The organism is Streptomyces sp. NPDC090021 (assembly GCF_044748225.1).
Taxonomy (GTDB): domain Bacteria; phylum Actinomycetota; class Actinomycetes; order Streptomycetales; family Streptomycetaceae; genus Streptomyces.
Genome location: NZ_JBIVFO010000031.1, coordinates 52,994 through 79,808, shown reverse-complemented (window position 1 = coordinate 79,808; position 26,815 = coordinate 52,994). Strand labels below are relative to the sequence as shown.

26 protein-coding genes are annotated in these 26,815 nt (G+C 73.7%); 7 read left to right on the top strand and 19 right to left on the bottom strand.

Annotated features, from left to right (window positions below; all coding sequences use genetic code 11):
• Positions 1-83: 83 nt before the first annotated feature.
• The 7 genes from ACIPXC_RS24240 to ACIPXC_RS24210 form a co-directional block, all read right to left on the bottom strand.
• Positions 84-947: a tyrosinase family protein gene (locus tag ACIPXC_RS24240; protein WP_401621887.1), complete on the bottom strand. Its 864-nt coding sequence runs from the start codon at positions 945-947 to the stop codon at positions 84-86.
• 30 nt (positions 948-977) lie between these two features.
• Positions 978-1,346 (bottom strand): tyrosinase family oxidase copper chaperone, encoded by a 369-nt coding sequence (locus ACIPXC_RS24235; protein WP_030959645.1) that lies wholly within the window; start codon positions 1,344-1,346, stop codon positions 978-980.
• 59 nt (positions 1,347-1,405) lie between these two features.
• Positions 1,406-1,945 carry a GNAT family N-acetyltransferase gene (locus tag ACIPXC_RS24230; protein WP_401621884.1) on the bottom strand — a complete coding sequence of 180 codons (540 nt, stop codon included), beginning with the start codon at positions 1,943-1,945 and terminating at the stop codon, positions 1,406-1,408.
• Between the two features lie 16 nt (positions 1,946-1,961).
• On the bottom strand, positions 1,962-2,300 hold the full coding sequence (locus ACIPXC_RS24225) for a TRIC cation channel family protein (protein WP_401621881.1): 339 nt from the start codon (positions 2,298-2,300) through the stop codon (positions 1,962-1,964).
• A gap of 64 nt (positions 2,301-2,364) precedes the next feature.
• Complete coding sequence (locus ACIPXC_RS24220; RefSeq protein WP_401621878.1) at positions 2,365-3,489, bottom strand: acyl-CoA dehydrogenase family protein; 1,125 nt, start codon at positions 3,487-3,489, stop codon at positions 2,365-2,367.
• Positions 3,486-4,688, bottom strand: a complete 1,203-nt coding sequence (locus ACIPXC_RS24215) for an acyl-CoA dehydrogenase family protein (protein ID WP_401621875.1) — start codon at positions 4,686-4,688, stop codon at positions 3,486-3,488. The genes ACIPXC_RS24220 and ACIPXC_RS24215 overlap by 4 nt, the downstream gene beginning before the upstream one ends.
• Positions 4,685-5,659: an NADPH:quinone oxidoreductase family protein gene (locus ACIPXC_RS24210; RefSeq protein WP_401621872.1), complete on the bottom strand. Its 975-nt coding sequence runs from the start codon at positions 5,657-5,659 to the stop codon at positions 4,685-4,687. The genes ACIPXC_RS24215 and ACIPXC_RS24210 overlap by 4 nt, the downstream gene beginning before the upstream one ends.
• Before the next feature lie 223 nt (positions 5,660-5,882).
• On the opposite strand from ACIPXC_RS24210, the gene ACIPXC_RS24205 reads away from it, so the two are divergent.
• On the top strand, positions 5,883-7,010 hold the full coding sequence (locus ACIPXC_RS24205; RefSeq protein ID WP_401621869.1) for a hypothetical protein: 1,128 nt from the start codon (positions 5,883-5,885) through the stop codon (positions 7,008-7,010).
• A 180-nt stretch (positions 7,011-7,190) separates the two neighbouring features.
• On the opposite strand, the gene ACIPXC_RS24200 is transcribed toward ACIPXC_RS24205, so the two are convergent.
• The 5 genes from ACIPXC_RS24200 to ACIPXC_RS24180 form a co-directional block, all read right to left on the bottom strand.
• Positions 7,191-7,955, bottom strand: coding sequence for a PIG-L deacetylase family protein (locus ACIPXC_RS24200; RefSeq protein WP_401621867.1), 765 nt, complete (start codon positions 7,953-7,955; stop codon positions 7,191-7,193).
• A 129-nt stretch (positions 7,956-8,084) separates the two neighbouring features.
• Positions 8,085-9,839 (bottom strand): DNRLRE domain-containing protein, encoded by a 1,755-nt coding sequence (locus ACIPXC_RS24195; RefSeq protein ID WP_401621864.1) that lies wholly within the window; start codon positions 9,837-9,839, stop codon positions 8,085-8,087.
• Between the two features lie 119 nt (positions 9,840-9,958).
• Complete coding sequence (locus ACIPXC_RS24190; RefSeq protein WP_401621861.1) at positions 9,959-11,269, bottom strand: alpha/beta fold hydrolase; 1,311 nt, start codon at positions 11,267-11,269, stop codon at positions 9,959-9,961.
• Between the two features lie 323 nt (positions 11,270-11,592).
• Positions 11,593-12,678 carry an S-(hydroxymethyl)mycothiol dehydrogenase gene (locus tag ACIPXC_RS24185; protein WP_401621858.1) on the bottom strand — a complete coding sequence of 362 codons (1,086 nt, stop codon included), beginning with the start codon at positions 12,676-12,678 and terminating at the stop codon, positions 11,593-11,595.
• Positions 12,679-12,750: 72 nt separating this feature from the next.
• On the bottom strand, positions 12,751-13,716 hold the full coding sequence (locus tag ACIPXC_RS24180) for a LysR substrate-binding domain-containing protein (protein ID WP_401621855.1): 966 nt from the start codon (positions 13,714-13,716) through the stop codon (positions 12,751-12,753).
• A 71-nt stretch (positions 13,717-13,787) separates the two neighbouring features.
• Between ACIPXC_RS24180 and ACIPXC_RS24175 the strand changes: the two genes are divergently transcribed.
• Together ACIPXC_RS24175 and ACIPXC_RS24170 are read left to right on the top strand one after the other, a co-directional pair.
• Positions 13,788-14,795 (top strand): dihydrodipicolinate synthase family protein, encoded by a 1,008-nt coding sequence (locus tag ACIPXC_RS24175; RefSeq protein WP_401621852.1) that lies wholly within the window; start codon positions 13,788-13,790, stop codon positions 14,793-14,795.
• Between the two features lie 391 nt (positions 14,796-15,186).
• Positions 15,187-15,942: a transglycosylase SLT domain-containing protein gene (locus ACIPXC_RS24170; RefSeq protein WP_401621849.1), complete on the top strand. Its 756-nt coding sequence runs from the start codon at positions 15,187-15,189 to the stop codon at positions 15,940-15,942.
• Here ACIPXC_RS24170 and ACIPXC_RS24165 read toward each other — a convergent pair.
• From ACIPXC_RS24165 to ACIPXC_RS24150, 4 genes are all read right to left on the bottom strand, one after another.
• Positions 15,926-16,858 (bottom strand): squalene/phytoene synthase family protein, encoded by a 933-nt coding sequence (locus ACIPXC_RS24165; RefSeq protein WP_401621846.1) that lies wholly within the window; start codon positions 16,856-16,858, stop codon positions 15,926-15,928. The genes ACIPXC_RS24170 and ACIPXC_RS24165 overlap by 17 nt on opposite strands.
• A 131-nt stretch (positions 16,859-16,989) precedes the next feature.
• Positions 16,990-18,717: a serine/threonine-protein kinase gene (locus ACIPXC_RS24160; RefSeq protein ID WP_401621843.1), complete on the bottom strand. Its 1,728-nt coding sequence runs from the start codon at positions 18,715-18,717 to the stop codon at positions 16,990-16,992.
• Between the two features lie 331 nt (positions 18,718-19,048).
• Entirely contained in the window at positions 19,049-19,957 is a 909-nt protein-coding gene (locus ACIPXC_RS24155; RefSeq protein WP_401621840.1) for a DMT family transporter, read from the bottom strand.
• Positions 19,954-20,874, bottom strand: coding sequence for a phosphatase PAP2 family protein (locus tag ACIPXC_RS24150; RefSeq protein WP_401621837.1), 921 nt, complete (start codon positions 20,872-20,874; stop codon positions 19,954-19,956). The genes ACIPXC_RS24155 and ACIPXC_RS24150 overlap by 4 nt, the downstream gene beginning before the upstream one ends.
• Before the next feature lie 154 nt (positions 20,875-21,028).
• Here ACIPXC_RS24150 and ACIPXC_RS24145 point away from each other — a divergent pair, with 154 nt between their 5' ends.
• A complete protein-coding gene (locus ACIPXC_RS24145) occupies positions 21,029-21,661 on the top strand; it encodes a TetR/AcrR family transcriptional regulator (protein WP_401621834.1) in 633 nt (210 codons plus the stop codon).
• 176 nt (positions 21,662-21,837) lie between these two features.
• Here the strand turns inward: ACIPXC_RS24145 and ACIPXC_RS24140 are convergent, their stop codons facing one another.
• Both ACIPXC_RS24140 and ACIPXC_RS24135 read right to left on the bottom strand, forming a co-directional pair.
• Positions 21,838-22,389 carry a TerD family protein gene (locus ACIPXC_RS24140; RefSeq protein WP_401621831.1) on the bottom strand — a complete coding sequence of 184 codons (552 nt, stop codon included), beginning with the start codon at positions 22,387-22,389 and terminating at the stop codon, positions 21,838-21,840.
• A gap of 124 nt (positions 22,390-22,513) precedes the next feature.
• The gene (locus tag ACIPXC_RS24135) at positions 22,514-23,638 is read right to left on the bottom strand and encodes a hypothetical protein (protein ID WP_401621931.1); all 1,125 of its coding nucleotides are present in this window, start codon (positions 23,636-23,638) and stop codon (positions 22,514-22,516) included.
• Between the two features lie 218 nt (positions 23,639-23,856).
• On the opposite strand from ACIPXC_RS24135, the gene ACIPXC_RS24130 reads away from it, so the two are divergent.
• Positions 23,857-24,669, top strand: a complete 813-nt coding sequence (locus tag ACIPXC_RS24130; RefSeq protein ID WP_401621828.1) for a glutamate ABC transporter substrate-binding protein — start codon at positions 23,857-23,859, stop codon at positions 24,667-24,669.
• A gap of 90 nt (positions 24,670-24,759) precedes the next feature.
• On the opposite strand, the gene ACIPXC_RS24125 is transcribed toward ACIPXC_RS24130, so the two are convergent.
• Positions 24,760-25,326 carry a DJ-1/PfpI family protein gene (locus ACIPXC_RS24125; RefSeq protein ID WP_401621825.1) on the bottom strand — a complete coding sequence of 189 codons (567 nt, stop codon included), beginning with the start codon at positions 25,324-25,326 and terminating at the stop codon, positions 24,760-24,762.
• Positions 25,327-25,544: 218 nt separating this feature from the next.
• On the opposite strand from ACIPXC_RS24125, the gene ACIPXC_RS24120 reads away from it, so the two are divergent.
• The gene (locus ACIPXC_RS24120) at positions 25,545-26,369 is read left to right on the top strand and encodes an endonuclease I family protein (protein ID WP_401621822.1); all 825 of its coding nucleotides are present in this window, start codon (positions 25,545-25,547) and stop codon (positions 26,367-26,369) included.
• 134 nt (positions 26,370-26,503) lie between these two features.
• Complete coding sequence (locus ACIPXC_RS24115) at positions 26,504-26,806, top strand: DUF3040 domain-containing protein (RefSeq protein ID WP_401621819.1); 303 nt, start codon at positions 26,504-26,506, stop codon at positions 26,804-26,806.
• Positions 26,807-26,815 lie beyond the last annotated feature (9 nt).

The following is a 26,815-nucleotide window of genomic DNA, read 5'->3' as shown; positions in this document are numbered from 1 at the left end:
GCCCCCGCCGTACGGCGGGGGCCCTTCCCCTGTGCCCGTACCCGGCTCCCGGCACCTGCGCGGACGCGCAGGCGGGGGACGGGTCATTCGTAGCGGTACTGGCCCTGGTGGCCAAGGACCTCGCGCGGGGTGACGTCCCACGGCGGCATCGGCTCGTCGAGGGCGATCACCCGGCCGCGCTGGAGGTCGCCGAGGGGCAGGGGCGCCGCCGGCAGATAGCCGGAGCGGGGGTGCTTCTGCTGCCAGCGGTCCCAGAGCAGGTCCACGAAGGCGTGGTGCAGCCAGAACGCCGGGTCGTTGGGCGCCGTACCACCGGTCATGTGTCCGCCGATCCACTGGTGGACCTTGTTGTGGTTGCGCCAGCGTTCGCTCCTGGGGGCCGCCCAGCCCTCCAGCTTGTTGCGGAAGCCGCCCGCCGTGGCCGTGGAGTCCCAGGGCGAGACGTCGTAGACGGGATCGTCGATCGCCCACTGGAGTTCGGCCGGTGTGGGCAGGGCGATCGGGTTCTGCGGCCGTCCCAGGTTGCGGGTGAGGAACGCGGACTCCGTGATGCCCACCGTCACCGTCCAGTTGCCCTTGTCGTAGGCGAACGGCCCGTTCATCACCTTGCGGTCGGCGGCGCGGCCCGTGCCGCCGAGGAAGTCGTCCGCCCAGAGCGAGGAGACCGGGCTGGTGTCGGTGGTCCAGTCCCAGTACGGGACGGACACGCCCGGGTCGATCTGCCGCAACTGCTTCTCGAACTCCAGCAGGTAGAGCCGGTGCCACGGGAAGAAGGACGGCGACATGTGCCCGACGCGCAGCTTGCGGTCGCGGTCGGGCACGAAGTACTTGTCGTGAGTGCGCACCAGGGCGTCGTAGGCACCGCTGCGTTTCAGCTCCAGTACCGCCGCGGTGAAGCGCTTCTTCTGGGCGCTGGTGAGGTTCTTCTGGTTCTGCCGGACGTGCAAAGCGGGGGTCCTCCCGTTCCCGTGTCTGTGTCAGCCGTGGTGCGGGGCCGCGAACGCCAGCTGGGCCGTCCCCAGTTCGTCGACGGCGGCCCGGGCCAGTTCCAGCGGGGTCGGATAGGACTGGAAGTGGTTGATCCCGCTGAGGTAACTGCCGTCGGCCCGGCGCATGACGTGCAGCGGGCGTCCGTCGATGCGGACCCCGGCGACGTCCACGGCGATGTGCCGGCCGCGGTAGGTCTCCTCCTCGGCGAGCGGCGCCGGGGTGAGGGTCTGCCGGGGGCGGCGGGCCCGGAGCACGGGGGCCAGGGCCGCACCCGTACCGGCCAGCACGGCCGCGGTGAACGCCGCGCGCAGGAGCGCGCGTCGGGTCAGTGGTGCGGCGGCGGTTGCTGCGGACATGCGGTCTCCCTCGCTCGATGGCCGGCGGCTACGGGTCTAACGCCGCGCGGCGGGCGAGGTCACCCGCGGGCGCCCGGGAGCCGCTTGTAGAAGAGGGTGGTCGGGTGCAGCCGGCCCGCCGGGTCGGTGGCGTAGTCCGGGATGGTGCCCGCCTCCGTCCAGCCCGCGCGGCGGTAGACGCGCTCGGCGCCGCTGCCGGTCTCGGTGTCCAGGAACAGCAGCAGCACTCCGGCTCGGACGGCCTCGCTCTCGGCGTGCGCGAGGAGGGCGCCGGCGGTGCCGCGGCCCCGGGCGTCCGGGTGGACCATGAGCTTGCGCAGCTCGGCGCGGTGGCGGCCGTTGGGCTTGGACTCCCGGTACCAGCTGACGGTGCCGTCGAGGGGGCCGTCGGTGCCGGTACGGGACACCCACAGGGCGAGGGACCCGTCCTCGACGGCGGGCAGCAGGGAGTCCCACCACGCGGCGGCGTCCGCGTGGTCGATGCCCGCGAGGAAGCCGAGCGAGGAGCCGTCGGCGACCACGGCGTGCAGGAGGGCGGCGAGTTCGTCGCGATGGGAACGCAGGCCGGCGGCGGACAGCCGGGTGATCACGGTGGTCATGCGGCGAGCATAGGGATCAGCCGGGGACGCGCCGGAGGCGGGGCAGGTGCAGGTCGCGGAAGATCGCCGCCAGCCGGAGGGCGAGGACGAGGCCGGCGGCGACGGTGATGGCGGCCGGGTCCGGGGCGCCGGCCCCGCGCAGGCCGAGGTAGGCGGCGGCGCCGGCGAGCGCGGCGGTCGCGTAGACCTCCTCGCGCAGCAGCAGGGGCGGGAACTCCCCGCACAGGACGTCGCGGACGACCTCGCCGGTGACTCCGGTCAGGACCCGGCACCCCGGTCGGAAGTACGACCGCGGCGCCGGGCGCGGGCGGGGCACCGCGGTGCGCGACGGCGGGGCCCCGCGTCGTGCGGGCACGTGTCCGGTCCGGCACCCGTGACCCCGAAGCCGCACCGGCGCGTCGGCGCATCGGCGCAACCCGCTACGGCGCCGGGAGTTCCGCGAAGTCGGCCACCAGGCCGCGGTGGTGGCCGGCTGTGCCGAAGGCGAGGGAGTCGGCCTTGGCCCGCTTGAGGTAGAGGTGGGCCGGGTGCTCCCACGTCATGCCGATGCCTCCGTGGAGCTGCACGCATTCCTCGGCCGCACGGACGGCCACGCCCGAGCAGTGGGCCTGGGCGACGGCGACCGTCAGGGGTGCGTCGGGGGCGCCGACCGCGAGGGCGTCGGCCGCGGCCCTGGCGGCCGCGCGGGCGGAGGCCACGTCGAGCCAGAGCCGTGCCAGCCGGTGTTTGAGGGCCTGGAAGGAGCCGACGGGCCGGTTGAACTGGTAGCGGCCCCTGACGTGTCGAACGGTCTCGGTCAGGCACCACTCGGCGAGCCCGACCTGCTCGGACGCGAGCAGACCCGCCGCGCAGAGCAGGGCTCCGGCGACCGCCGCCCGGGCCGTGGCGGGGTCGGCGAGGCGGGTGCCGGAGGCCGCGTCGAGGGTGACGGTGGCGAGCGGACGGGTCAGGTCCAGCGGGACCGTCGGGGTCACGCCGGACGGTGATGCCGGGACCGCGTAGAGCCCGGTGTCGGCCAGGACGAGCAGTACGTCGGCGGCCACCGCGTCGGCCACGGCGGTGACCGTGCCGGTCAGGATCCCTCCGCCGGCGTCCCGCACAGGGGCCGGCAGGCGGGCCCCGGGGGCGAGGGTCAGCGGCACGGCCGGGGCGCAGACCGTGCGCCCCGCCGCCAGCTCCGCCAGCAGCGCGGCCGCTTCGGCGGTGTCGCAGCCGAGCAGGATCTCCGTGGCGAGCACGGCGCTCGTGAGGTAGGGGACGGGCGCCACGGCGCGGCCCAGCTCCTCCAGCACCACGGCCGCCTCACGGTGGCCCGCGCCCAGTCCGCCGAGCTTCTCGGGTACGAGGAGCCCCGCCGTGCCGATCTCGACGGCGAGGGTGTGCCACAGGGCCGGGTCGTGCGGCCGGCCGGTCTCGGCCCGGGCGAGGACCTCCTTGGCGTCGCACCGGTCGGCGAGGAGCGAGCGTACGGCGGCGCGCAGTTCCTCCTCGGTGTCGGAGTAGAGGAGGCCGGCCGGGGCCGCCGGCGCTGTCGGTGCCGTCATCGGGAGAGGTCCTTCCATGCGAGGTCCTTGTCGTCGCGCGGCTCGGGGGGCAGACCGAGGACGCGTTCGGCGACGATGTTGAGGAGGATTTCGCTCGTTCCGCCCTCGATGCTGTTGCCCTTGGCGCGCAGGTAGCGGTAGCCGGCGTCGCGGCCGGTGAAGTCGACCAGCTCCGGGCGGCGCATGGTCCAGTCCTCGTACAGCAGGCCCTCCTCGCCGAGGAGTTCGACCTCCAGTCCGCTGATCTCCTGGTTGAGCCGGGCGAAGGTCAGCTTCATGCCCGAGCCCTCGGGGCCGGGCTGGCCGGCGGCGAGCTGCTGGCGCAGCCGTTCCCCGGTGAGGCGGGCGACCTCGGCCTCGACCCACAGTTCCAGCAGCCGCTGGTGGAGGGCGTGGGTGCGCAGTTCGGGGCGCTCGCGCCAGGCCGCGGCGACGGGTGCGATCATGCCGCCCTCGCGCGGGATGCGCATGCCGCCGATCGAGACGCGTTCGTTCATCAGGGTGGTACGGGCGACCGCCCAGCCCTCGCCGACGGCACCGAGGCGGTGGGTGTCGGGGATGCGGACGCCGGTGAGGAAGACCTCGTTGAACTCGGCCTCGCCGGTGATCTGGCGTAGCGGCCGCACCTCGACGCCGGGGGTGTGCATGTCGCAGAGGAAGTAGGTGATGCCCTGGTGCTTGGGCAGGGCCGGGTCGGTGCGCGCGACGAGGATGCCCCAGCGGGCGTTGTGGGCACTGGAGGTCCACACCTTCTGGCCGTCGACGGTCCACTGGCCCGCGTCCTCGTCGAGGACGGCGCGGGTGGCGAGCGCGGCGAGGTCCGAACCGGCGCCGGGCTCGCTGAAGAGCTGGCACCACACCTCCTCGCCCACCCACAGGGGCCGCAGGAAGCGCTGCTTCTGCTCCTCGGTGCCGTACGCGAGGATCGTGGGCGCGGCCATGCCGAGGCCGATGCCGATCCGGCGCGGGTCGTTGTCGGGGGCGCCGGCGGCCTCCAGTTCGGCGTCGACGACGGCCTGGAGGGAGCGGGGCGCGCCGAGGCCGCCGAGGCCCTCGGGGTAGTGCACCCAGGCGAGCCCGGCGTCGAAGCGGGCGCGGAGGAACTCGGTGCGGCCGGTCCCGGCGGGCGGGTGCTCGGCGAGCAGGTCCCTGGTGCGGGCGCGCAGTGCCTCGGGGGTGAGCGGGGTGCCGGTGGTCATCGGGCCGCTCCGTCCAGGCCCGGTACGACGACCAGGCGGCCGGTGGTGGTGCCGTCGGCGAGGCGCTGCACGGCGTCCGCGGCGTCCGCGAGCGGGACGCGTTCGCTGACGAGCGGGGTGACCGCGCCTTCGGCGGCGAGCCGGGTGAGCTCGGTGTGGCAGGCGAGGACGGCGGCGGGGTCCTTGGCCGCGTACAGGCCCCAGTGCAGGCCGAGCATGGAGTAGTTCTTCACGAGGGCGTGGTTGAGGGCGGGTGCGGGGATGGTGCCGCTCGCGAAGCCGACGACGACGATCCGGCCCTCGAAGGCGACGCATTTGGCGGAGGCGGCGTAGGCGTCCCCGCCGACCGGGTCGTAGACGACGTCGGCGCCGCGTCCGCCGGTGAACTCCTTGACGCGGGGGGCGATCTCCTCCGCGGTGCGGTCGATCACCAGGTCGCAGCCGAGTTCCTCGGCGGTGCGGGCCTTGTCCTTGCCTCCGACGACCCCGATGACGGTGGCTCCTGCGGCCTTGCCCAGTTGGACGGCGGCGCTGCCGACCCCGCCGGCGGCGGCGTGTACGAGGAGGGTCTCGCCGGCCTGCAGGCCCGCCCGGCGGTGCAGGCCGAACCAGCCGGTCTGGTAGCCGATGTGGAGGGCGGCCGCCTCGGCGTCGTCGAGGGTGTCCGGGGCCGGCAGCAGGGCGCGGGCGGGTGCGGTGACGTACTGCGCGAAACCGCCGTGCGGCAGGCTCGGGTTGGCGATGACGCGACGGCCGTCCTCGGTCTCGCCGCAGATCTCGACGCCGGGGGTGAAGGGCAGCGGCGGTGTGATCTGGTACTGCCCGCGGACGAGCAGCGCGTCGGGGAAGTTGACGTTCGCCGCGAGCACCCTGAGTCTCACCTCGCCCTCGCCGGGCACCGGTTCGGGAACCTCTTCGAGGCGCATGGCCTCGCGGGGCTCGCCGGGGGTGTGTACTCGCCATGCCTGCATCCGGGGCCTCCAGCCGCCGTCGAGGAATCCACTCCGGCCGCATACTAAGCGGTCGCTTGCCCTCCTGTGAATCACCGGGAGGAGTGGACCCCCGGCCGGTCCGAATCAACACGCGTCATTCCGGCCACATCCGTCCCGTCATCAGGCAGGATGTGGCGTGCACGTGTCATGACTCAACGGGGAACAGCACCTGTCCAGGGGGGACCACCACATGAGAAGAAGCATGTCCGCGGCCGGAGCCGGCGTCGTTCTGGCGGGCCTGATCACCGCGGCCGGGCCGGCCGTGGCGGCCGGCCCGACGGCCGGCGCCGCGGCCGGCGCGAAGTGCACGCCGAAGATCCAGGTGCTCGGCTCGATCGGGGACGAGTCGTACACGCGCGACATGCAGCGCAGCCAGGGCGTCTTCGACCTCGGTGCGGGCGATCTCGCCGTCGGCGTCTCGGGCCACAAGCCCGTCTACTGGACCGGCACCGCCGTCCACCGGGTCCCGCTGGCCGATCCGAACCAGTCCGGGCAGGTGCTCGCCGTCAACGCGCACGGCCTGATGGTGGGCATCCTCCGCGGCTTCGGCGGCACCTCCCTGTTCACGTACCAGGCGGGTGCCGCGGCGATCACCCCGCTGCCGGACAGCGACGGCTCGGACCTCGAGGCCGACATCAACGACGCCGGGTACGTGGTCTCCCGCTCCGGCAGCTGGACCGCCACCGTCTGGAAGGACGGCCGGAAGGTCCGCGAACTGCCCGTCCCGGCCGATGCGGGCCCGGGCACCCGGATCACGATGGTCACGGGCATCAACAACCGGGGCGACATCCTCGGCATGGCCACGCAGGACCACGAGGTCCCCGAGACCGGCGAGCACCTGGAGAACACCTACCCGGTGCTGTGGCCGGGAGACGGCACCGCCGCCCGGCTGCTGGCGCCGTCGGGGAACGACGCTTACGTCCAGGACCTCGACGAGAGCGGCCGGGTCGTCGGCTACGACTGGGCCGGCCCGTGGCACGAGTACCGCCCATGGGTCTGGGAGCCCCCGCTCACCGGTCCCGGCACCACGCCCGGGGGGCTGAGCTCGCACCCGTACGCCACGTTCGAGGCGATCAGCCCGACCACGAACCTCAGTGTCGGCACGGCCAAGTTCCACCCGGACGAGATGACCCTGCCGGACCAGGCGCTCCTGCGGGCCGGTTCCGGCCCGGTCAAGGCCCTGCCGCGGCTGGCCGCGGGGCAGGCGAGCATGGCCGACGCGGTCTCGGACGCCGACCGGGTCGGCGGGGCGGCGGTCAACGCGAAGGGGAAGCTCAAGCCGGTGATCTGGACCTGCACGACCCGGCAGGCGTACAACCCGGGCAGCTAGTCGGGGGCTCGCGGGAATGGTGAACCGGGCGTCCGCGCACCATTGACGGACGCATGGAGACCCCCGCGCGGCCTTCCCGCGCCGCCGCCCGGCGCCGCCGCCCGGCCCCCGTACCTACGCGGGGCAGGTGGTCCTCGTGACCGGCGGCGGCACCGGGCCGGGCCGGCGGGGGCAGGAGGGTCAGCGGGGGAAGACCTCGAACGCGACCGCCGGACGGCCGCCGAACCGCGGCGCCACCCGCTCGGCGTTGCCGGTGAGGAAGGTGCGGACGTAGTCCTCGGGATCCTGGTCCGTCAGTGCCGCGATGTAGGCCTTGTGCTCCAGCAGGGACAGCACCGAACGCTCCAGGCCCGGACCGGCGTCGGCCGCGTGCGTGGGCGTGCTGGTACCGGCCACCGCCACCCAGCGGACTCCGTTCCACGGCTCCAGGCCCTGCTCGGAGATGAGCTCCGGGAAGATCCACCGGTTGCCGGCGTCGGCGGCGGCGTCCAGGGTGGCCCGGCCGACGGCCTTGTGGTCGGGGGTGTTCCAGTAGCCACCGCCCTGCTCACCGCCCCACGTGTCCCGGTGGTTGAGGGTGATGACCAGTTCCGGCCGGTGCCGGCGGATGGCCGCCGCGATGTCCCGGCGCAGGCCGAGACCGTATTCGACGACGCCGTCGCGGTGGTCGAGGAACTCCACCGCGGACACCCCGACCACGGCGGCGCTCGCGCGCTGCTCGGCCTCGCGCAGCGAGGCGCAGGCGTCGGGGGCGACGGAGTCGATGCCCGCCTCACCGCGGGTGGCCAGGAGGTAGACCACCTCCCGGCCACCGTCCGTCCAGTCCGCGACGGCTGCCGCGCACCCGTACTCCAGGTCGTCCGGGTGTGCCACGACGGCGAGGGCGCGCCGCCAGTCGGTGGGCATGGGCTCCAAGGGGGCCTGCTGATCACGTTGTTCGGTCATGCGTCGCACCATAGGCGAACGGGCCGCCAGGGGCGGGCAGCGGCCCTCGTGGACTCCGGCGCGGCCCGCCGCCCCGGCCCCGGACGGACCCGCTGAACGCACCTGCGGGCCCGTCCGGCTGACGTGTACTCAGCCGATGGGGCGCGGCGCCGCCTCGATCCCGGAGGCCGTCGCACGGAACCAGACGGCCTTGCCGTCGGCGCCGACGGCGGCCAGGTCGGCGCGACCGTCACGGTCGAGGTCGCCCGCGGAGACCAGCGTCGGGTACGCTGCCCGGCCGAGGCCGGAGCCGATCTTCACGCGCTGCGCCGTGGCCCAGCCCGTGGGGTCGAACCGGCCGGAGGCGTCCATGGCTCCCCGCACGGCGAAGAGGTCGCCCGAGGCGTCGTCGCGCACCCACAGGTCGGTGGCGCCGTCGCCGTCGGTGTCGCCCGGGACGAGCACCGAGACGGCGTCCCAGCCTGCGTCACCGACGAGGACCGGGGCGCCGTTCATGTCGAGGTAGCCGGAGCGGCTGCCCGTGTAGGCCCAGAGCTTGGCGCCCTGCTTGACCAGCAGATCGGGCTCGCCGTCGCCGCCGAGGTCGCCCGCGTCGACGATGTCCTGGGCGTCGGACCAGTGGTCGTTGCCCTGCACCGGGTCGCTCTCGAAGACGCTCAGGACCATGCCGTCGTGCGGACGGACGCTGCCGAGGCCGTTGTTGGGGAGGACCCGGATCTGCTTGGCACCCAGTCCCTCGACGGTTTCCAGCACCAGCAGGTCGTTGTATCCGTCGTCGCCCCAGTCGCCGCCGGCTGCGATCCGACTGCCGGGGGCGAAGGAGGCCCCGCCGTCGACGGGCGCGGCGAAGGTGCCGTCGGCCCGGCCGGCCGAGAAGCGGAGCCTGCCGTCGGGGCCCAGGGTCCACAGGTCGCGCAGGCCGTCGCCGTTCAGGTCGCCGACGGCGTCGCGGATCCCGCCGTTGCCGAGGGCCCAGAAGTGGTACACCGTCTGGTCCGAGCGCCGCCCGGCCCGGTCGACGCTGTACGCGTAGAGCATGTTGGGGCCGGATGCCGTGGGCGTGATCACGACGGCCGCGCCCGGCGCCACCGTGACCTCCCGCGGCTCGGACACCGACCAGTACACGATCTTCTCGATGTTGTCGGCACCGCCGGTGCCGAAGGTGAACGTGCCCGGGGTACGGGCCTTCCCGGTCACGGCGGGTGCCCCGTTCGAGGCGTCGGGGAACTCCGGGGAGCTGATCACCGGCGGGGCCGGGCGGCCGATGGTGGCCTCCAGCTTCGCGCTCGCCGGAGCGAAGCGCTTCCAGGCCGAGGCGTCGGACTCGTCGGAGGCGAACAGACCGACGGTGACGGAGGTCCGGGACGCGGCCGCCGCCTCCTTCACCAGCGCGGTGGCGTCGAACTCCAACTCGCCCGCCGCGCAGCCCGCGCCGCCCTTGGCGTCGGTCACCGTCGCCAGCCGGACGCCCTTGGCCGGCTGCAGCTTCCACGTGGTCTGCGCCGAGACGGTGCCCACGCTCCACAGCTCCACCGGACGGCCCTCGCAGGACGCGGACCCCGTGTTGGTGATCCGGAAGGTCGCCCTGGAGACGGTGGCGCCCTTGAGCGCGGTGGTGTCCAGGGTCAGGTAGGCGCGTGAGAGGCCCTGGGCGCCGCCCTCGTTGCCGACGCGGAGGTCGTCGGCGGTGTTCCAGTAGGACCGGTTCGGGTTCTTCTTGGACACGCGCGTCCAGGCCTGTGCGCCGACGGGGGTCTCCCCCGTCCCCGCGGCGCTGACGGCCGGCGCGGCGACGGCGGCCGGTGCCGCTCCTGTCACCACGCCGGTCACGGCCAGTCCGCCGGCCAGGGCCAGCGAGACGGCGCTCGACATCCTTCTCGACATGCACGCTCCACACATGGGTCGGTCCCTCAGGGTCGAGGCCCACCCTAACCGCGTGATCAACTTCTGCGAGAACGATTATTTCAGGCCACCATCACACCCGTGACCTGCGAGGACGCCGGTCATACCGCATCGTGCACGAGGGCCAGAAGCCGGTCCAGGACGCGTGGGCCGCCCGCGCGCAGGCCGTCGTGCTCGAACTCGTCCGTCACCCAGGTGCGCAGGCCGCGGATGGCGCGGGCCGTGCGCAGGGAGTCTTCCACGTCCACGTACATGTCGTCGTGGTAGACCGCGGCCGCCACCGGCACCTCGTTGGCCGCGAGCCGCTCCGGGTCGTAGAGCGGCTGCCATCCGGTACGGGCGGCCAGGAGATCGGCGGTCTCGCGCAGCGGGGCGAGCGCCGGGTCGGTGGTGAAGTGCCAGGGGTGGATGGTCTCGCCGGTGAAGAGCAGGGGCTCGTCGCCCGCGAGAGCCTTGCCGGCGTCGAAGCGGGGGTGATCGGCCCGGACGCGGTCGGCCGCCCATGCGGTGGGCGCGGCCGGGTCCTGGGCGTAGATCGCCTCGTGGAGCAGTGCGTAGAGGGGGTGCCCGGCGAAGGAGAGGAGGGCGCGGGCGCCCTCCAGGAAGGCGTCGGAGAGGGCGGGGCCGCCGGGGGCCGGGACGAAGGCGTCCTCCAGCAGGTAGTGGAGCTGGTGGCTGCCGTCGCCGCCGCCGAGGAGGATGCCGAGGGACTGGAAGGCCTCGACCGTCAGGACGTGCCCGCCGGGGAGTTCGGCCGGCCGCTCCGCGAGACGGGCGGCGATCCGGCGGGCCCGTTCGACGTCCATGGGGTAACGGGCGTAGTGGGCCAGGTTCTTGCGCTCGATGCGGGGGTAGGCGGCCCGGTACACCTCGTCCGCGGTGGCGGCCAGCGCCGGGAGTCCGCCGGTGATCAGGGCGGCGGTGAGCCCCTCGGGCGCGCTGGAGAGGTACCGGACCGTGCAGAAGCCGCCGAAGCTCTGACCGAGCACGGTCCAGGGCGCGCCGCCGGTCAGCCCGGGCCGGATCGCCTCCGCGTCGCGCACGATGGAGTCGGCGCGGAAGTGGGCGAGGTAGGCGGCCTGCTGGGCGGGGGTGCCGCGCAGGGGCAGCGTCTGGCGGTTCGCCGGGGTGGACCGGCCGGTGCCGCGCTGGTCCAGCAGGAGCACCCGGTAGTCCTGCAGGGCGCGCTCCAGCCAGGCCTGCCGGCCGACGAAGCGGCGGGCACCGAAACCGGGGCCGCCCTCCAGGTACAGCAGCCAGGGCAGGCTCTCCGGGTCCTTGCCGGTGGCGACGACCTCGCGGCCGTACAGCTCGATCCGCTCGCCGTCCGGGCGCGCGTGGTCCAGCGGGACGGAGAACCGGTGGTCGGTGAGGACCGTGCCGGGCTGACGGTAGCTGTGGACGACGGTCACGGAACGGCCCCCAGGGGTACGAGGTGAGGTGCGGAAGGCCCGCGCCGCGGCCGGACGGGGCGCGGGCGGACGCGGCGGTCCGCCCGAGTCTAAGAGGTGGATCGCGGCGCCCCCGCTGCCGGGCCCGAGGCGTCCTGCGGGCAGCAGGATCCGCCGGGACCCGGTGTATCCCTCCAGCCGGGTTGCGCAGCGCCTCGGGCGAGTCGGGCGAGGGGTCGTGACATCGCCCGACGGGTCTGGACCTGGAGGGTCTCCGGGCCCCGGACCGGGCGGACCGGACCGGACCGGACCGGGCGGACCGGACCGGGGCCTTCGGGGCTGCGTCAGAACTCGACGACCGAACGGAGCACCTCGCCGCGCTCCATCCGGGCGAAAGCCTCCTCGACGCCGTCGAGGGGGATGGTCTCGGAGACGAAGGCGTCCAGGTCGAGCCTGCCCTGCAGGTAGAGGTCGATCAGCAGGGGGAAGTCCCGCTCGGGCAGGCAGTCGCCGTACCAGGACGACTTCAGGGCGCCGCCGCGGCCGAAGACGTCCAGGAGGGGGAGTTCGAGCTTCATCTCCGGAGTCGGCACTCCGACCAGGACCACCGTCCCGGCCAGGTCGCGTGCGTAGAAGGCCTGCTGGTAGGTCTCGGGGCGGCCCACCGCGTCGATGACGACGTCGGCACCGTTGCCGCCGGTGAGGCCCTGGACCGCCTTGACCACGTCGTCCGTGCGACCGTTGACGGTGTGCGTGGCGCCGAGGCCGCGCGCCCACTGAAGCTTCCGGTCGTCCAGGTCCACCGCGATGATCTTCGAGGCGCCGGCGAGCCTGGCGCCCGCCACGGCCGCGTTGCCCACTCCCCCGCAGCCGATGACGGCGACGGAGTCGCCCCGTCCGACGTTGCCGGTGTTCAGGGCCGCGCCGAGGCCGGCCATCACTCCGCAGCCGAGGAGTCCGGCGGCGGCGGGAGCCGCGGCCGGGTCCACCTTGGTGCACTGACCGGCAGCAACCAGGGTCTTCTCGGCGAAGGCCCCGATGCCGAGGGCCGGGGAGAGCGGGGTGCCGTCCTCCAGCGTCATGGGCTGGGTGGCGTTGTGCGTGGCGAAGCAGTACCAGGGACGTCCGCGCTTGCAGGCGCGGCAGTTGCCGCACACCGCACGCCAGTTGAGGACGACGAAGTCGCCCGGGGCCACGGAGGTGACGTCCGGGCCGACGGACTCGACGATGCCGGCCGCCTCATGTCCGAGCAGGAAGGGGAACTCGTCGTTGATCCCGCCTTCGCGGTAGTGCAGGTCGGTGTGGCAGACCCCGCAGGCCTGCACCCGGACGAGTGCCTCGCCCGGTCCGGGGTCGGGCACGAGGATCGTCGTCGTCTCCACCGGTGCGCCCTTGCTCCGGGCGATGACCCCTCGTACGCGATGTGTCACGTCGTACCCCGTTCTGTTCGATCGGTCTGGATCAACGAACGTACACGGACGGCGCCCGGTAAGGGAGTTGTGTCACGCTTCGGCGCGCGACCCGGCCAGATCCGGCGGTACGGCGGCGCGAAGTGCCTCGCCGAAGGCGGCCACGGCGGGGTGGGCCCCGGCCCCGCTGCGGAAGGCCAGGCCGGTGCGCCGCTGCATCACGAGCCGGGTGAGGCGCACAGCGGGGTCGGCGGGTCCCGTGGCACCGAGCTGGGGCACGACGGCCACGCCCTGGCCCGCCGCGACCAGCGCGAGCACGGCCGCGAAGTCGTCCATCCGGTGGCGCACCCGGGGCGTGAAGCCGGCGGCCTGGCAGGCCCGCACCGTCATGGTGTGGCAGAGGGTGCCGGGCGTGGCGGTGATCCACGGCGATGCGGCGTGCGTGCGCAGGACCGCACCCTGATCGGGCGGCGGGCAGACCTCTGCACCCGGCGCCCCGGGCGTTCCGCCCGTCGCGGAGGTTCCCCGCGCGGGCTCGGCCAGGTACATCGCCTCGCCGTACAGGGGCTCGGTGGTCAGTCCGGGCTCGCGCTCGGCGGGTACGAAGTCATACGCGTGGACCAGTGCGACGTCGAGGTCCCCGGCCCGCAGGGCGTGGGCGACCGCCGCCGGATCGGTCTCGCAGACCATCGGCTCCAGCCCCGGGTGGCGCCGGGTCAGGGCCACCAGCGCGGCCGGGACGATGGTGCGGGTGGCGGTGGGGAAGGCGCCGATCCGCAGGGCCCCGGAGAGGCCTCCGCGGGCCTCGGCGAGATCCGCGTCGGCCTGCTCCAGCCGCTCCAGCACGGCCTCCGCGTGACGGACCAGGTTCTCCCCGGCCGGGGTGAGGCGGACCCGCCGCCCGGTGCGCTCCAGCAGGGGCAGACCGGCCTCCCGCTCCAGCACGCCGAGCTGCTGGGACACCGCCGAAGGGCTGAAGGAGAGGGCTTCGGCCACGGCGGCGATCGTGCCGCGGCGGGCGAGTTCGCGCAGCAGGCGCAGGCGCCGTACATCGAGCATCGGCTCAGCTTACGGGTTGGGTAAGAAACGTGAACTGGATTCGGTGCTCGGGGTACGTGAGGCTCGTCGTCATGGCACAGGACACGGCACAGGACACAGCTCGGGACACGGCTCAGGACATCGCACTGCGCACCGCACAGGACGCGACGGGGAACACCCCACAGGACCTCGCGGGGACGCTCCCGCTCCACGGGGTCCACGTACCGCTCGTCACCCCGTACGCGCGCACCGGGGAGATCGCCGCCGGGGCCCTGGAGGCGCTCGCCCACGAGGTGCTCGACGCGGGCGCCACCGGCATCGTCGCCCTCGGCACCACCGGGGAGACGGCCTGCCTCGACGAGGCGGAGCGCGACCTCGTCACCGACGTGTGCGCCCGGGTCTGCGGGGAGCGGGGCGCCGTCCTGACCGTCGGCGCGGGGGCGGCCGGCACCCGGGCCGCGGAGGCCTCGCTGGCCCGGTTGGTGCAGTGGCCGCAGGTGGGGGCGGCGCTGGTGGCCGTTCCCCCGTTCGTACGGCCCTCGGCGGCGGGGGTGGCGGCGCACTTCGAGCGGCTGGCGGGGGTGAGCCCCGTACCGTTGATCGTCTACCACGTCCCCTACCGCACGGGGCAGCCGCTGGACGCCGCCACGCTGCGTTCCCTCGGCGCGCTGCCCGGGGTCGTGGGGGTGAAGTACTCCTCGGGCGGACTCGACCAGGACGCGGTGGAACTGCTCGGCGACCGGCCGGCCGGCTTCCACGTGCTGGCCGGGGACGACGTGTACCTGTCGCCGATGCTCGCGCTGGGCGCGTCGGGCGGGATCATGGCCTCGGCACACCTGGCGACGGAGCGGTTCGCCGAGCTGGCGGCGGCCTGGCGGGCGGGGGACGTGCTGCGCGCCCGGGCGCTGGGGCACGCGCTGGCGGGACTGTCGGCCGCGGTCTTCGCCGAGCCCAATCCGGCCGTCGTGAAGGGGGTCCTCCACGCCCAGGGGCGGATCCCGACCCCCGATGTGCGCCTTCCGCTGCTGCCGGCCTCGAAGGCGGCGGTGGCAGCCGTACTGGAGCGACTGGCGGCCCTCCGCGGGGCCTTCTCCGCGTAGGAGCGCGCGGGGAGGAAGCACCCGCCGGAAAGAGTCCTGGATGGGCGATTTGACCTCTACGCGCGAGTCGCCCGAATGAGCCCACCAGATACCGGACTTACCCCTATTGCTCCCCGAGTCCCCGCCTCGTGACGTCAGTCACGCGGAACACTTCAACATCATTTCCCGCACGAGGCCGATTCCCTTTTCCCGGAAAGGGAATCGGCCTTTTCGCCGAGATGCCCACAAGGTCATTTCCGGGGCGGATAGCGGGATGTCGATCTATCGGTGGAATTCGGGGCTTGTTCCCGCCCGGCGGGCTCACCTACGGTCACCTCACCCCAGCTGGCGAGACGGCCGAATACGGCCCCGCCAGCCGGGTCTCCCGTCCCCCCACGTGAGGAATTGCGCCATGCCTGCAAAGGGTAAGCACCGTCGGCCGAAGCAGAACCCGATCACCCGCAAGCTGGCCCTCGCCGGCACAGGTGGCGCGGCTCTCACGCTCCCGCTGATCAGCGCGACCACCGCAGGCGCGGCCGGGACGGGCGCTCCGGCCGCCGCGGTGACCACCGTCACCGCGGCCACCGCGGCCACCGCCGCCGTCAACGTGGCGACGGCCCCTCCCACCACGTATTCCGTGGTCGCGGGCGACACCCTTTCGGAGATCGCCGCGGACCATTCCGTCAGCGGCGGATGGAAGCAGCTCTACGAGGCGAACCGCGCCGTGGTCGGCGACAACCCCTCGGTCATCCAGCCCGGCATCAAACTGACCATCGGCACCCAGACGAAGGCCGCCACGGCCGCCCGGCCCGCCGCGAAGGCCGCCGCCAAGCCGGCCGCCTCCTACCCGAACAATCTCGACGGGTGGATCCGCGAGTCCCTCGACGTGATGGCCAAGCACGGTATTCCCGGCACCTACAACGGAATTCACCGCAACGTGATGCGGGAGTCCTCGGGCAACCCCAGGGCGATCAACCTCTGGGACATCAACGCCCGTAACGGAATCCCCTCGAAGGGCCTGCTCCAGGTCATCGACCCGACCTTCAAGGCCTATCACGTACCCGGTACGTCGACCGACTCCTACGACCCGGTGGCCAACATCACCGCGGCCTGCAACTACGCGGCCGCCCGCTACGGGTCCATCGACAACGTCAACGGCCCGTACTGACCGGGCGCAGGGACGCCCTCCGGGAGGCCGCGGCGCGGAGGAGGATCCGCAGGGGCGCCGCGGGACCGTACCCGACGTCCCGGCGCAGGGCGTCGGCCCCGGCCCGCTCGACGGCCGTCAGCTGGTGGGCCATGAGGTCCGCCATGGTGGCGACGACGGGACGCAGGCCGGGCTCGGCGAGGTCGAGGATGCCGTGGGTGGCGTCGAGTGCGGCGCGGGCCCGCCGGCTCTCAGCCGCGAGGAGGGCGCGCACGGCAGGGGTGTCGCGCGCCCGCTCCAGGTCGGCCCGGGTCACGGAGTACTCCTCCAGGCGGGCGAGCGGGAGGCAGAGCCGGCCGTCGGCGAGGTCGCCGTGGAGGTCGGCCAGGAAGTCGACGCGCTGGGCCGCGTCGACGAACCGCCGCCAGCCGGCGGCCTGTTCGGGATCCGGGCCGCCCTGGTACTGCAGTCCGGTGAAGACCAGCACCCCGGGCCAGGCGTACGCGTCGAGGTAGGCCTGAAAGTCGGCTTCGTCGGCGAAGCCGTCGAAGGCGGCCTCCGCCGTGGCGGCGCCCGCGAGGAACCTGCTCACCCAGTGCCCGGGCAGGCCCCGGGAGTCCACGGCGTGGGCGTAGGCCCGCAGCACGGGGTCGGGGCTGTCCCCGGACTGCAGGGCGGCGGCGACCCGCTCGGTCAACGCGGCGAGGCCCGCGGCCCGTTGCTGCCGGGTACCGGTCTCGGCCACGTCGTCGACCAGGTTCATGAAGGCCAGCCCGGCGGCGAGGTACGGCACCAGGGGCGGCGTGGCCAGCAGCCGCAGCGCGAGGTACGGCGCGGGTTCACGACGGAGCACCCGGCGGGCGGCATGCGTGTAGTCCTCCCGCAGCCGGGTGCCGGATATCCCGGCCGTCGTGAGGGTGGTGCGCCAGCTGGGCATGGTGGTGGTGCTCCTCAGGATACGCGCGGGCGGTTCCGGTGCGGGCCCGCGGTCGGTCGCGGGCCCGGGGTCAGGTGGCGGGCCCGGGGTCGGTCGCGGACCCGGGGTCGGGGTCGGTCGCGGGCCCGGGGTCAGGTGGCGGTGACCTTCCGCAGGCTTCCGTCGGTCTTCCACAGGACGTAGCCGCCGCGGCCGTACTCGTCGCTGAGGTAGGTACGGATCGAGGGGACCTGGTCCATCATCCAGGGGTCGACGATGACGTGGCGCGAGGTCGGCGTCTCGACCTTCAGGTCCTTCTTGGACTGCTCCAGCATCCCGGGCAGGGCGTCCCAGTTGACCGTGGCCATGTCGATCAGCGGCTCCCCCTCCTCGACCGTGCCGTCCGGTCCCGTGCGCGAGGCGGCGCCGTCCCGGTACTGCCACGAGTCGACGGTCTCGGCGCCGGCGGCGGTGGGGATGGAGGCGAGGATGTAGCCGTCGTAGAGCGTCATGTCGACGAAGGTGGTCGTCCCCGTCTCCTTCTTGAACGCTTCCAGGGCGGTGCGGACGTTCTCCGGCGTCAACATGCCGCCCTTGGGCGCGTCCGCCTTCTGCGCGCTCGCCCTCGGATCCGGGGCCGAGGAGGCCGACCGCACGGGCGGGGCGGCGGCGGAGGAGGTCGCGTCGCCGCCCTTCGCCTCGTCGTCGCCGGAGTTCCCGTCGGGCAGCAGCTGGACGATGCCGAACACACCTGCTGCCAGGACCGCGGTGAGGGCGGCGCCGATCAGGAACGGTCGCCGGCGCGGGGCGGAGCCGACCGGGACGGGCCGGGTGGGCGCCGCGTACGGGGAGGCACCGGAGCCGTACGGCGGCGCGGTGTTCGGGGTGTTCGGGGTGCTGTTCGGCGCGTACGGACCGAACTGCCCGTACGGGCCGGGCACGGGCGGGGAGGCGACGGCAGCGGCGGGCGGGGTGACGGGCGCGGGACCGGAGCCCGAGCCGTGGCCCGAGCCGTGGCCGGCGCCGGAACCGAGAGCGGCGCTCGCCTCCCGGAGCAGTTGTTCCAGCTGTGCGCCGTCGGGGCGTACGGCCGGGTCCCGTACCAGGAGCCGTTCCAGTACGGGCCCCAGCGGGCCGGAGCGCACCGGCGCGGGGATCGGCTCGTCGAGCACGGCGACGACCGTGGCCAGGCTGGTGGCCCGGCGCAGCGGGCTCACCCCCTCCGCGGCCACGTACAGGAGCATGCCCAACGACCACAGGTCGGAGGCCGCCAGCCCCTCCTCCCCGCGGACGCGCTCGGGCGCGATGTACTCGGGCGAGCCGATCAGCACGCCGGTCGCGGTGAGCCCGGTGGAGTCGTGCAGGGCGGCGATGCCGAAGTCGGTGAGCACCGCGGAGCCGTCCGGGCGCAGCAGCACGTTGGCCGGCTTCACATCACGGTGCAGGACGCCTTCGGCGTGGGCTGCGCGCAGCGCGGACAGTACGTCGAGGCCGAGCCGCACCGCTTCCGCGGGCGGCATCGGGCCCGACTCCAAACGGTCGTGCAGGGAGCCGCCCTTGACCATCTCCATGACGATCCAGGGGTGGCCGTCCGCGCCGTCCGCCGGTTCGACGATGTGGTGGATGGTCACGACGTGGGGGTGGGCGAGGCGGGCGAGCGCGCGGGCCTCGCGGACGGCGCGCTCGCGCATCTGATCGGCCAGCCCGGGCTGGGCGGCGGCGGTCGCCGGGTCGGGCGGGCGCACCTCCTTGAGCGCCACCTCTCGGTGCAGGGCGATGTCGCGCGCCCGCCAAACCGTACCCATGCCGCCGCTGCCCAGGGGCGCAACCAGCTCGAAGCGCCCGTCGACCAGCTGTCTGCCGGCCTCACTCGTTTCCATGGCGGAATCGTAGGCGGCGCCTGTGTCAGCAGCGGCGGCGGTCCACCGTCACGGTGCCCTGGACGGTGTCCACGGTGCGGTCGTAGCACCCGCCGGGTGCTTGTGCCCCGTACAACCGGTGGCGGGCGGAGGTGGTGGCCACCGCGTGGCGCTGGTCGCGCGGGACCTCGTACGTCGCGCCGCGCGGCCAGGGTAGTGGGCCCGGTTCCGGCGGCTGCGGGGGCAGCGGTCGTACGGCCGGACAACGGCCGGATCCCGGCGGGCCGGACCGGTGCCCCGGGGGCACCGGCGACGGCGAAGCGCTTCCCCGGAGTGCCCGCGACGCCCTGGATCAGCGGGATCCGACGGACACCCCGCCTCCGGGCACGGCCAGTTCCGCCTGCCCGGGCGGCACGCGGACCGGCGCGGCGCCCGTCGGCGCGGCCGGTGCCCGGGTCAGCAGGACCACGCCGCGCGCCGCCACGAGCGCTCCGGCTCCCGCCAGCACCAGCCCCGCCGGCCCGCCCTGGAGGCGTTCTCCGAGCAGGACCGCGCCGATGGCGGCCGCGGCGAGGGGGTTGGCCAGGTTGACCACGGCGAGCGGGGCACCGAGCCCGCCGCCCCGGTAGGCGCGCTGCGAAAGCAGCATCCCGCCGACCGCGAACACCACGACGAGCAGGGCCACGGCGACGACCCGGACGCTGAGCAGGGAGCCTCCGCGGCCGCCCGCGACGGCCACGGTCTGGGTCAGCGCGGAGGCCACCGCGGACGCCAGTCCCGAGGCCGTGGCGTGCCGCAGCCCCGAGCCCGGGTCCCGGACCGCGGTCAGGGAGAGGATCACCGCGGTGGTCGCCCCGGAGACGGCGAGCGCCTCGACCAGCGTGAGGGTGTCGTCGGGGGCGGGTCCGGAGGCCGGGAGCAGCAGCAGGCCGAGTCCGGCCACGGTGGCGAGGGTGCCGCGCCATTCGGTGGCCGCCACGCGGCGCCCGGCCCGGCGCGCCCCCATCGGGACGGCGGCCACCAGGGTGAGCGCGCCGAGCGGCTGCACCAGGGTGAGGGGCCCGTAGCGCAGGGCCGCAGCGTGCAGCAGGGCCGCGGCCGCGTTCAGCCCGGCCGACCACCACCAGACGCCGGAACCCAGCAGCGCCCCGGCGCTGCGCGCGACACCGGCACGGGCGAGCCGTTCCTGGGCGACGGCGCCCGCCGCGTAGGCCACGGCCGAGGCGAGGCAGAGGCCGACGGCCAGGACGGTGTCGTTCACTTCCCCGCTCCCGCTCCCGCGGCCGCGACGGCGCCCTTCTGGCGCGGGAATGCGGGTACGGCACCCTCCGCGCCGTCACCGGTGCCCGCGTCCGAGCCCGCGTCCGAGCCCGCGTCCGTGCCCGTGCCCGCGTCGGTGCCCGTGCCCGCGTCCGTCCCGTCCCGGCCGCTCGCACGCGGCCGCGGGACCAGCAGCAGGGCGGCCCCGAGCAGGACGGCGGCGACGATCGCGTCGAGCCAGTAGTGGTTGGCGGTGGCGACTATCACCAGGAGGGTCACCAGCGGGTGCAGCAGCCACAGCAGCCGCCAGGGCGAGCCCTTCCCGCCCTTCTTCCCGCGGGTCGCGACGATCATGCCGATGGCGAGCATGAGAGCCCAGCCGAAGTGCAGGGAGGGCATCGCGGCGAACTGGTTGGCCAGGGTGTCGGCGTCCGGTGCGGCCCGGTAGACGGTGGGCCCGTAGACCTGTCCGGTGTCGACGAGCCGGGCGACGGGAAGCATCCGCGGGGGCGCGAGGGGATGGACGAGGTGCAGCACGAGCGCGGCTCCGGTGAGCACCGCGAGCACCCGGCGGGTCCACAGGTAGTGGGCGGGGCGGCGAACGTAGAGCCAGATCAGGAAGAGCGCGGTGGCCGGGAAGTGGACGCCCGCGTAGTAGGTGTTCGCGGTCGTCACGAGCGCGTCCCCGTGCAGCAGCAGCCGCTGCACCGCGCCCTCGCCGGGCAGGTGCAGGGCGCGTTCGGCGTCCCAGATCCGTTCCGCGTTGCGGAAGGCCTCGCCGGTGCGGTCGGCCGAGAGCAGCCGTCCCGCCTTGTAGACGGTGAAGAAACCCGCGACGAGGAGCAGCTCGCGTATGAGGCGTCGGCGGGCTGCTCTCGGTCCGGCTGCCGGCCCGGCAGGCGTGGTGTGGGCGGTCATCCCCCGGTCTCTCTTCCTGTTGCGCACACAGCGACACGCCAGTGTATCGATACATTGGCGTATCGATACGTTCGTGTACCGATACGGTCGCGTTCCCGTACACTTCGAAGCAGGACCCCGCGCCCGAGGCGCACCCCGAGGAGAGCCGCACCCCATGACGTCGACGCCGCCCGCCGCGCGCCGCTCCAAGATCACTCCGGAGCGGGAGCAGGAGTTCTACGACGCCGTCCTGGAGCAGCTGCGCGAGCACGGCTACGAGGCCCTGACCATGGAGGGCATCGCCGCCCGGGCCAGCTGCGGGAAGTCCACGCTCTACCGGCAGTGGCGGACCAAGCCCCAGCTGGTGGCCGCCGCCCTGCGCTCCGGCCGGCGGGGCACCCTCGCCGCGGTGGACACCGGGAGCCTGGCGGGCGACCTGCGCGAGGCGGCCCGGATCGCGGCCGGCACCTCCGGCCGCGACACCCGGCTGACGCAGGCCCTCGGACACGCCGTACTCAGCGACGAGGCACTGCAGGCCGCCCTGCGCGAGGCACTGGTGGAACCCGAACTGGCCGCCTTCGACGCGATGGTCGGGCGGGCCGTGGCCCGCGGAGAGATCACCGCGGACCATCCCGCGGTGGAGTTCCTGCCGGCCCAGCTGATGGGCGTGCTCCGCATCCGGCCCGTGCTGGAAGGGCGGTACGCGGACGCCGACTACCTGATCCGGTTCGTGGAGGCGGTCATCCTCCCGGCCCTGGGTCTCGCACCCGAGCTCCCCGCCCGGCCGGCGGCCGGCCGGACCCCCTGAACCGGCGGGCCGTCGTCCCGATGACCTGACGTCGGCCCGCCCGCGCTGCCTCGTGGGGACGGCGGCAGCGCGCCACCCGGACCGGGCGGCGGCCACTCACCCGAGTGACCGCCGCCCGCTCTGAGCGGCCCCGCGGCTCTGAGCGGCCCCGCGGCGGTCTCCGCCCTCCGCCGTGTTCAGCGGACCCCGCCCATGGCCCGGGTGAACTCCTCCGGGTCCGCGTCGAAGCCCTCCAGCCGCAGCTCGAACGACCAGGCGCCCGAGGCGTCCCGGGTGAACTCGGCGACGGTGGCGGCGGTGGCGCCGGACACGCCCGCGAAGTCGCCCTGGGCGAGGTCGGTGTACCCCTCCCTGATCCGGAACCCGGTGCCCGCGACCTCGGCGAAGGTCTTCGCGCCCGCCGCGCCCCGGCCCGTTCCCGCACCGGAGTCCTGGATGACCACGCCGATCACCACACGGCCCTTGTCCGGCGCCATCCGGTGCAGTTCGACGGTCATCACCTCGTCGAAGCCGAAGCCCTGACCGGTGTGACTGTCCCGGTTGAGGGTGATGGTCCCGTCCGGCGACCGGCTGCCGAAGTGGACGAGCTGGACGGGAGCGCCGTGCGGATCGGCGGCCGCGTACACCGCGGCGACTATGTCGAGGTCGTTCGCGGGGGTGCCGGCCGGGCTGGGGTCCCACCGCAGCGCGACCTCCACCTTGGCCAGTCCTTTACGTACACCGGTCACCGAACTCCCCCTTCGTCTGCGGGCATTGCCCGCTCATGATCCCACGGACGCCGCCTCCGGGCCCGAACGGCCGTACGTTCCCGGCCAGTCGGGCCGATCCGGTCGCGCCGCGCCCTCGGGTCGGCTACCAGTCCCCGTCCTGTACGGGCCGGCCAGGCCTCGGGGCGTTCCCTAGCGGCTCGACCTGGCCGGGAGCCGGCTCCACCCACGGGTCGTGGTCGTCACCGAGCCACTCCCCCACCGGCTTGACCCCGCTCAGGGCGTCGGTCGGGGCCAGATCGGCGGCCGACTCGTCGTAGTAGTCGAACCAGGGCAGCCCCGCCTTGGTGTAGGCGGCCCGGTCGACCGGCGAGGGCGGAGCCTCCTCCCCGGTGATACGGCGCCACGCGGGCGGGGGCACCAGGTGCACGAAGACCCGGGCGGCCGGCTCCTCGGCCCAGTCGGAGAGCGGGCGCTCGTCCCGGTAGACCTCCTGACGCATGCTGCCGCCCACGCCGAGCCCCATCGCAGGAGCCGCGGGCGGGCCCGACCTGCCGCCCGGGCGGGCCGAACGGGGCGCCCCGGCCGGTGCGGGCGGAGCCGTCATCGGCGCCGGGACCGGGCCGCCGAAGGCGCCGCCCATGGGGGCCTGCACGGGCGGGCCGCCATAGAGCCCCTCGCCGCCCACCGGGGCCGGCGGCGGGGGCTGGGGCGGGGTCAGGCGCGCCCGTTCGACGCGGTGCCACTGCGCCAGCGCCGCGCGGCCCAGCTCGAACGCCTGGAGCTGCACACCGCCGGTGGTCTCCTCCCCCGTGACCTGTCCCTCGACCGTGGCACCGAGCCCCAGGGGTACGGCGACGAACTGGCGCACCGTCCCGTCCCCCGAGTTGATCCCGTCCAGCCAGGGCTGCCGGGGCAGCACCACGTAGTTCTGCGGGCTGCGCGCCAGACGGCCGCTCCAGCGCGCGCCGGAGACGGCGCACACCTTGCCGACGCCGACCTGGAGGGCGGCGGGCGCCCGGGTCCCGCCGAAGCTCAGCCACATCGCCTCGCGCAGGTACACGGGCAGCATCACGCCGCCCTTCGCCAGCCACTCCGGGGGAACGGTGTCCGGGTGGTCCTCGACCCTGCGCAGGGGGAATTCCCCCAGTCCCGGCGGCAGCGCGTGCGTTCCGGATTCGGGCAGACGCAGGGTCCGTATGAACCGGATCTGCACCCCTTCTCCCAATAGCAGCGCATTTCCGTCCACCCGTACCGAACCCGTTCCCACACCCGCCCCTTTCTGCTGGTCAGACCCGGTTTCACCGAACAAATTACGGTCGAGCCGGATCGTTATCCTCAAGTTTTGCTCAAATGTAGTGACGCTAAGGGCGCCCTCTTCCTAGCTTCCTCGTACACGTGTCTCGACGTGTCGTACGTTCCCGCGGTTCCACACGCCCGGCGATCCCGGTGACGCGTCCCGCGTTCCCCCCAGGAAAGAGTGCAAGCATGAAGGTTCCCCAGGCCGGCGCGGTCGCCGCAGTGATCGCCCTCGCCCTGACCGCCACCGGGTGCGGCGGTGGAGACGAGGACAAGGGGACCCTTCCCATCGGCATCAAGTTCGACCAGCCGGGCATCGGCATGCGGGAGACCGGCGGTGTCTTCAGCGGCTTCGACGTGGATGTCGCCACCTATGTGGCCAAGGAGCTCGGCTACAAGCCGGAGCAGATCGAGTTCAAGCAGGTCCTCAGCAACGACCGCGAACTGCTGCTGCAGTACAACGAGGTCGAATTCGTCGTCGCGAGCTATTCGATCAACGAGAAGCGCAAGGAGAAGGTCGACTTCGCCGGCCCGTACTTCGTGGCCCACCAGGACCTGCTGACCCGCGCCGACGACACCTCCATCGCCAAGGCCGAGGACCTCAACTCCAAGACGATGTGCTCGGTCACGGGTTCCACGTCCGCCGAGAACCTCAAGAAGAACCTCGCCCCCAAGGCGGCCCTGCTGGAGCTCGGCGGGTACTCGGACTGTGTCGTCGCCCTGCAGGAGGGCCGCGTCGACGCCCTGACCACGGACAACGCGATCCTGGCCGGGTACGCCGCCCGCAAGGGGAACGAGGGCAAGTTCAAGCTGACCGGCCAGAGCCTCAGCAACGAGAACTACGGCATCGGCGTCAAGAAGGGCGAGAAGGAGCTCCAGCGCAAGATCAACGAGGCGCTGAAGAAGATGGTCCAGGACGGGTCCTGGGAAGCGGCCGTGAAGAAGAACTTCGGCCCGAACTACAAGTACGAGCCGGCTCCGGCGATCACCACCGGCAGCTGACGCGGGCGGGAGCGGTGGCCGTGACCCCTCGGTCGGGGGTCACGGCCACCCGCGCGTTCCCGGTCGGCGGACGACCCGGGGTGCGCCGGTTCAGACCACGGGGGCCTTGCCGCGCAGAACGGTCAGGAACTCCCTCATCCAGCGCGAGTGGTCGGGCCAGGCCCTGGCCGAGACCAGGGTGCCGTCGACCACCGTCTCGGAGTCCTCGAAGTCGGCGCCCGCGGCTTTCATGTCCAGTTCCAGCGCAGGGTACGCGGTCACCCTGCGCCCGGCCAGGCCACCTGCCGCGGCGGTGATCAGCGGGCCGTGGCAGATCTGCGCGATCGGCTTGTCGGCCTCGGCGAAGGCGGCCAGGATCCGCCGCACCTCGGGATCGTTGCGCAGGTACTCCGGCGCGCGGCCACCGGGGATCACGAGGGCGGCGTAGTCCTCCGTGACCACGTCCGTGAAGGCCAGATCGGCCGGCCAGGTGTAGCCCGGCTTCTCGGTGTAGGTGTCGAAGCCCTCCTCGAAGTCGTGGACCACGAACCGCAGCTTCTTCACCTGCGGCGCCGCGATGTGGACCTCGTACCCCTCCTCACGCAGGCGCTGATACGGATACAGCACCTCCAGCGATTCGGCCGCGTCGCCGGTCACGATGAGGATCTTCACTGCCATGGGCTGCTCCAGACAAGGCCGTTCACGGTCGGGGCGGCCCCTGCGGGGCCATCGCTACCCTGCCCGCGGTCATGGGGGCGCACACCCCGGGCTTCCACGTCCCCGACACATGTTTTTTGCCTGATGGGCACATGACAATGCCATCCTCGTTCGGCCACCTGATCCCCCGCCAATTCCCCGGGCGGGGACGGTGCGTACGGAGAGGTACCCCCCACCCGATGAGAATCTCGCGCCTGACCCCCTGGGCGGCCGGACTCGCCGCCGTATCCCTGTTCGCCGTGCCGACGTCCGCGTCCGCCGCCCTGCAGGACACGGCGGCGCCCCGGACCCCCGTGGCCGCCCCCGCCACGGCCGCCTCGTACGACACGTACTACGCGCCCGCCGAGGGCAAGACCGGGGCCGCGCTGAAGGCGGCCCTGCACGACATCGTCACGTCACAGTCCAAGGTGACCTACGACGGTGTCTGGAACGCCCTGAAGGTGACCGACCAGGACCCCGCGAACCCGAACAACGTCATCCTCCTCTACTCCGGCCGCTCGCAGTCCAAGGCGACGAACGGCGGCGGCGTCAACGACTGGAACCGTGAGCACGTCTGGGCCAAGAGCCACGGCGGCTTCGGTACCGCCACCGGACCGGGCACCGACCTGCACCACCTGCGGCCCGAGGACGTCACCGTGAACAGCACCCGCGGCAACAAGGACTTCGACCTCGGCGGCAGCCCCGTCGGCGAGGCGCCGGGCAGCCGGACCGACGCCGACTCCTTCGAGCCCCGGGACGCGGTCAAGGGCGACGTGGCGCGCATGCTGCTCTACATGGCCGTCCGCTACGACGGCGGCGACGGCTTCGCGGACCTGGAGATGAACGACAGGGTCAACAACGGCTCGGCCCCGCTGTTGGGCAGGATCAGCCTGCTGAAGCAGTGGAACCGGACGGACCCGCCGGACGCCTTCGAGCAGCGGCGCAACCAGGTCATATTCGACGTGTACCAGCACAACCGCAACCCGTTCATCGACCACCCGGAGTGGGTCGACGCCATCTGGTGACACCGGACGGCGGCCCTCGGCGCCCTCCGGGGGTTAAGGCGGCCTCCGGGGGTTGACGCGCGGCAGGCCGGGTATTCGCAGGCCACAGGCTGCGGTCCGCGCCCGGCGGCGGCAGCCCGCGGAGGTGCGCCGTGATGGACGGAGCCGGCCTTTCCGATCGCGAGCAGCGCGTCCTCTCGGCGATCGAGGCAGAGCTGAGGACCGACCGTGCCCTCGACCGCATGCTGCGGTCGGGACGCCGGCGCCGCCGCGCCGGCTGGGCCGGGGTCTGGGGCGCGGTGACGGTGGCGCTGTTCGTCGCGGCTTCGGCCACCGTCTCCGAACCCCTGCTCCGGGGCTGCGCCGCCGCCTTGACGCTGACGGTGGTCACGGCGCTGCCGCAAGCCGTCCGGTGGGCCGCCGGCCGCAGACGGCCCGGGCGGCACCCGGAGGGCTGAGCGCAGGGG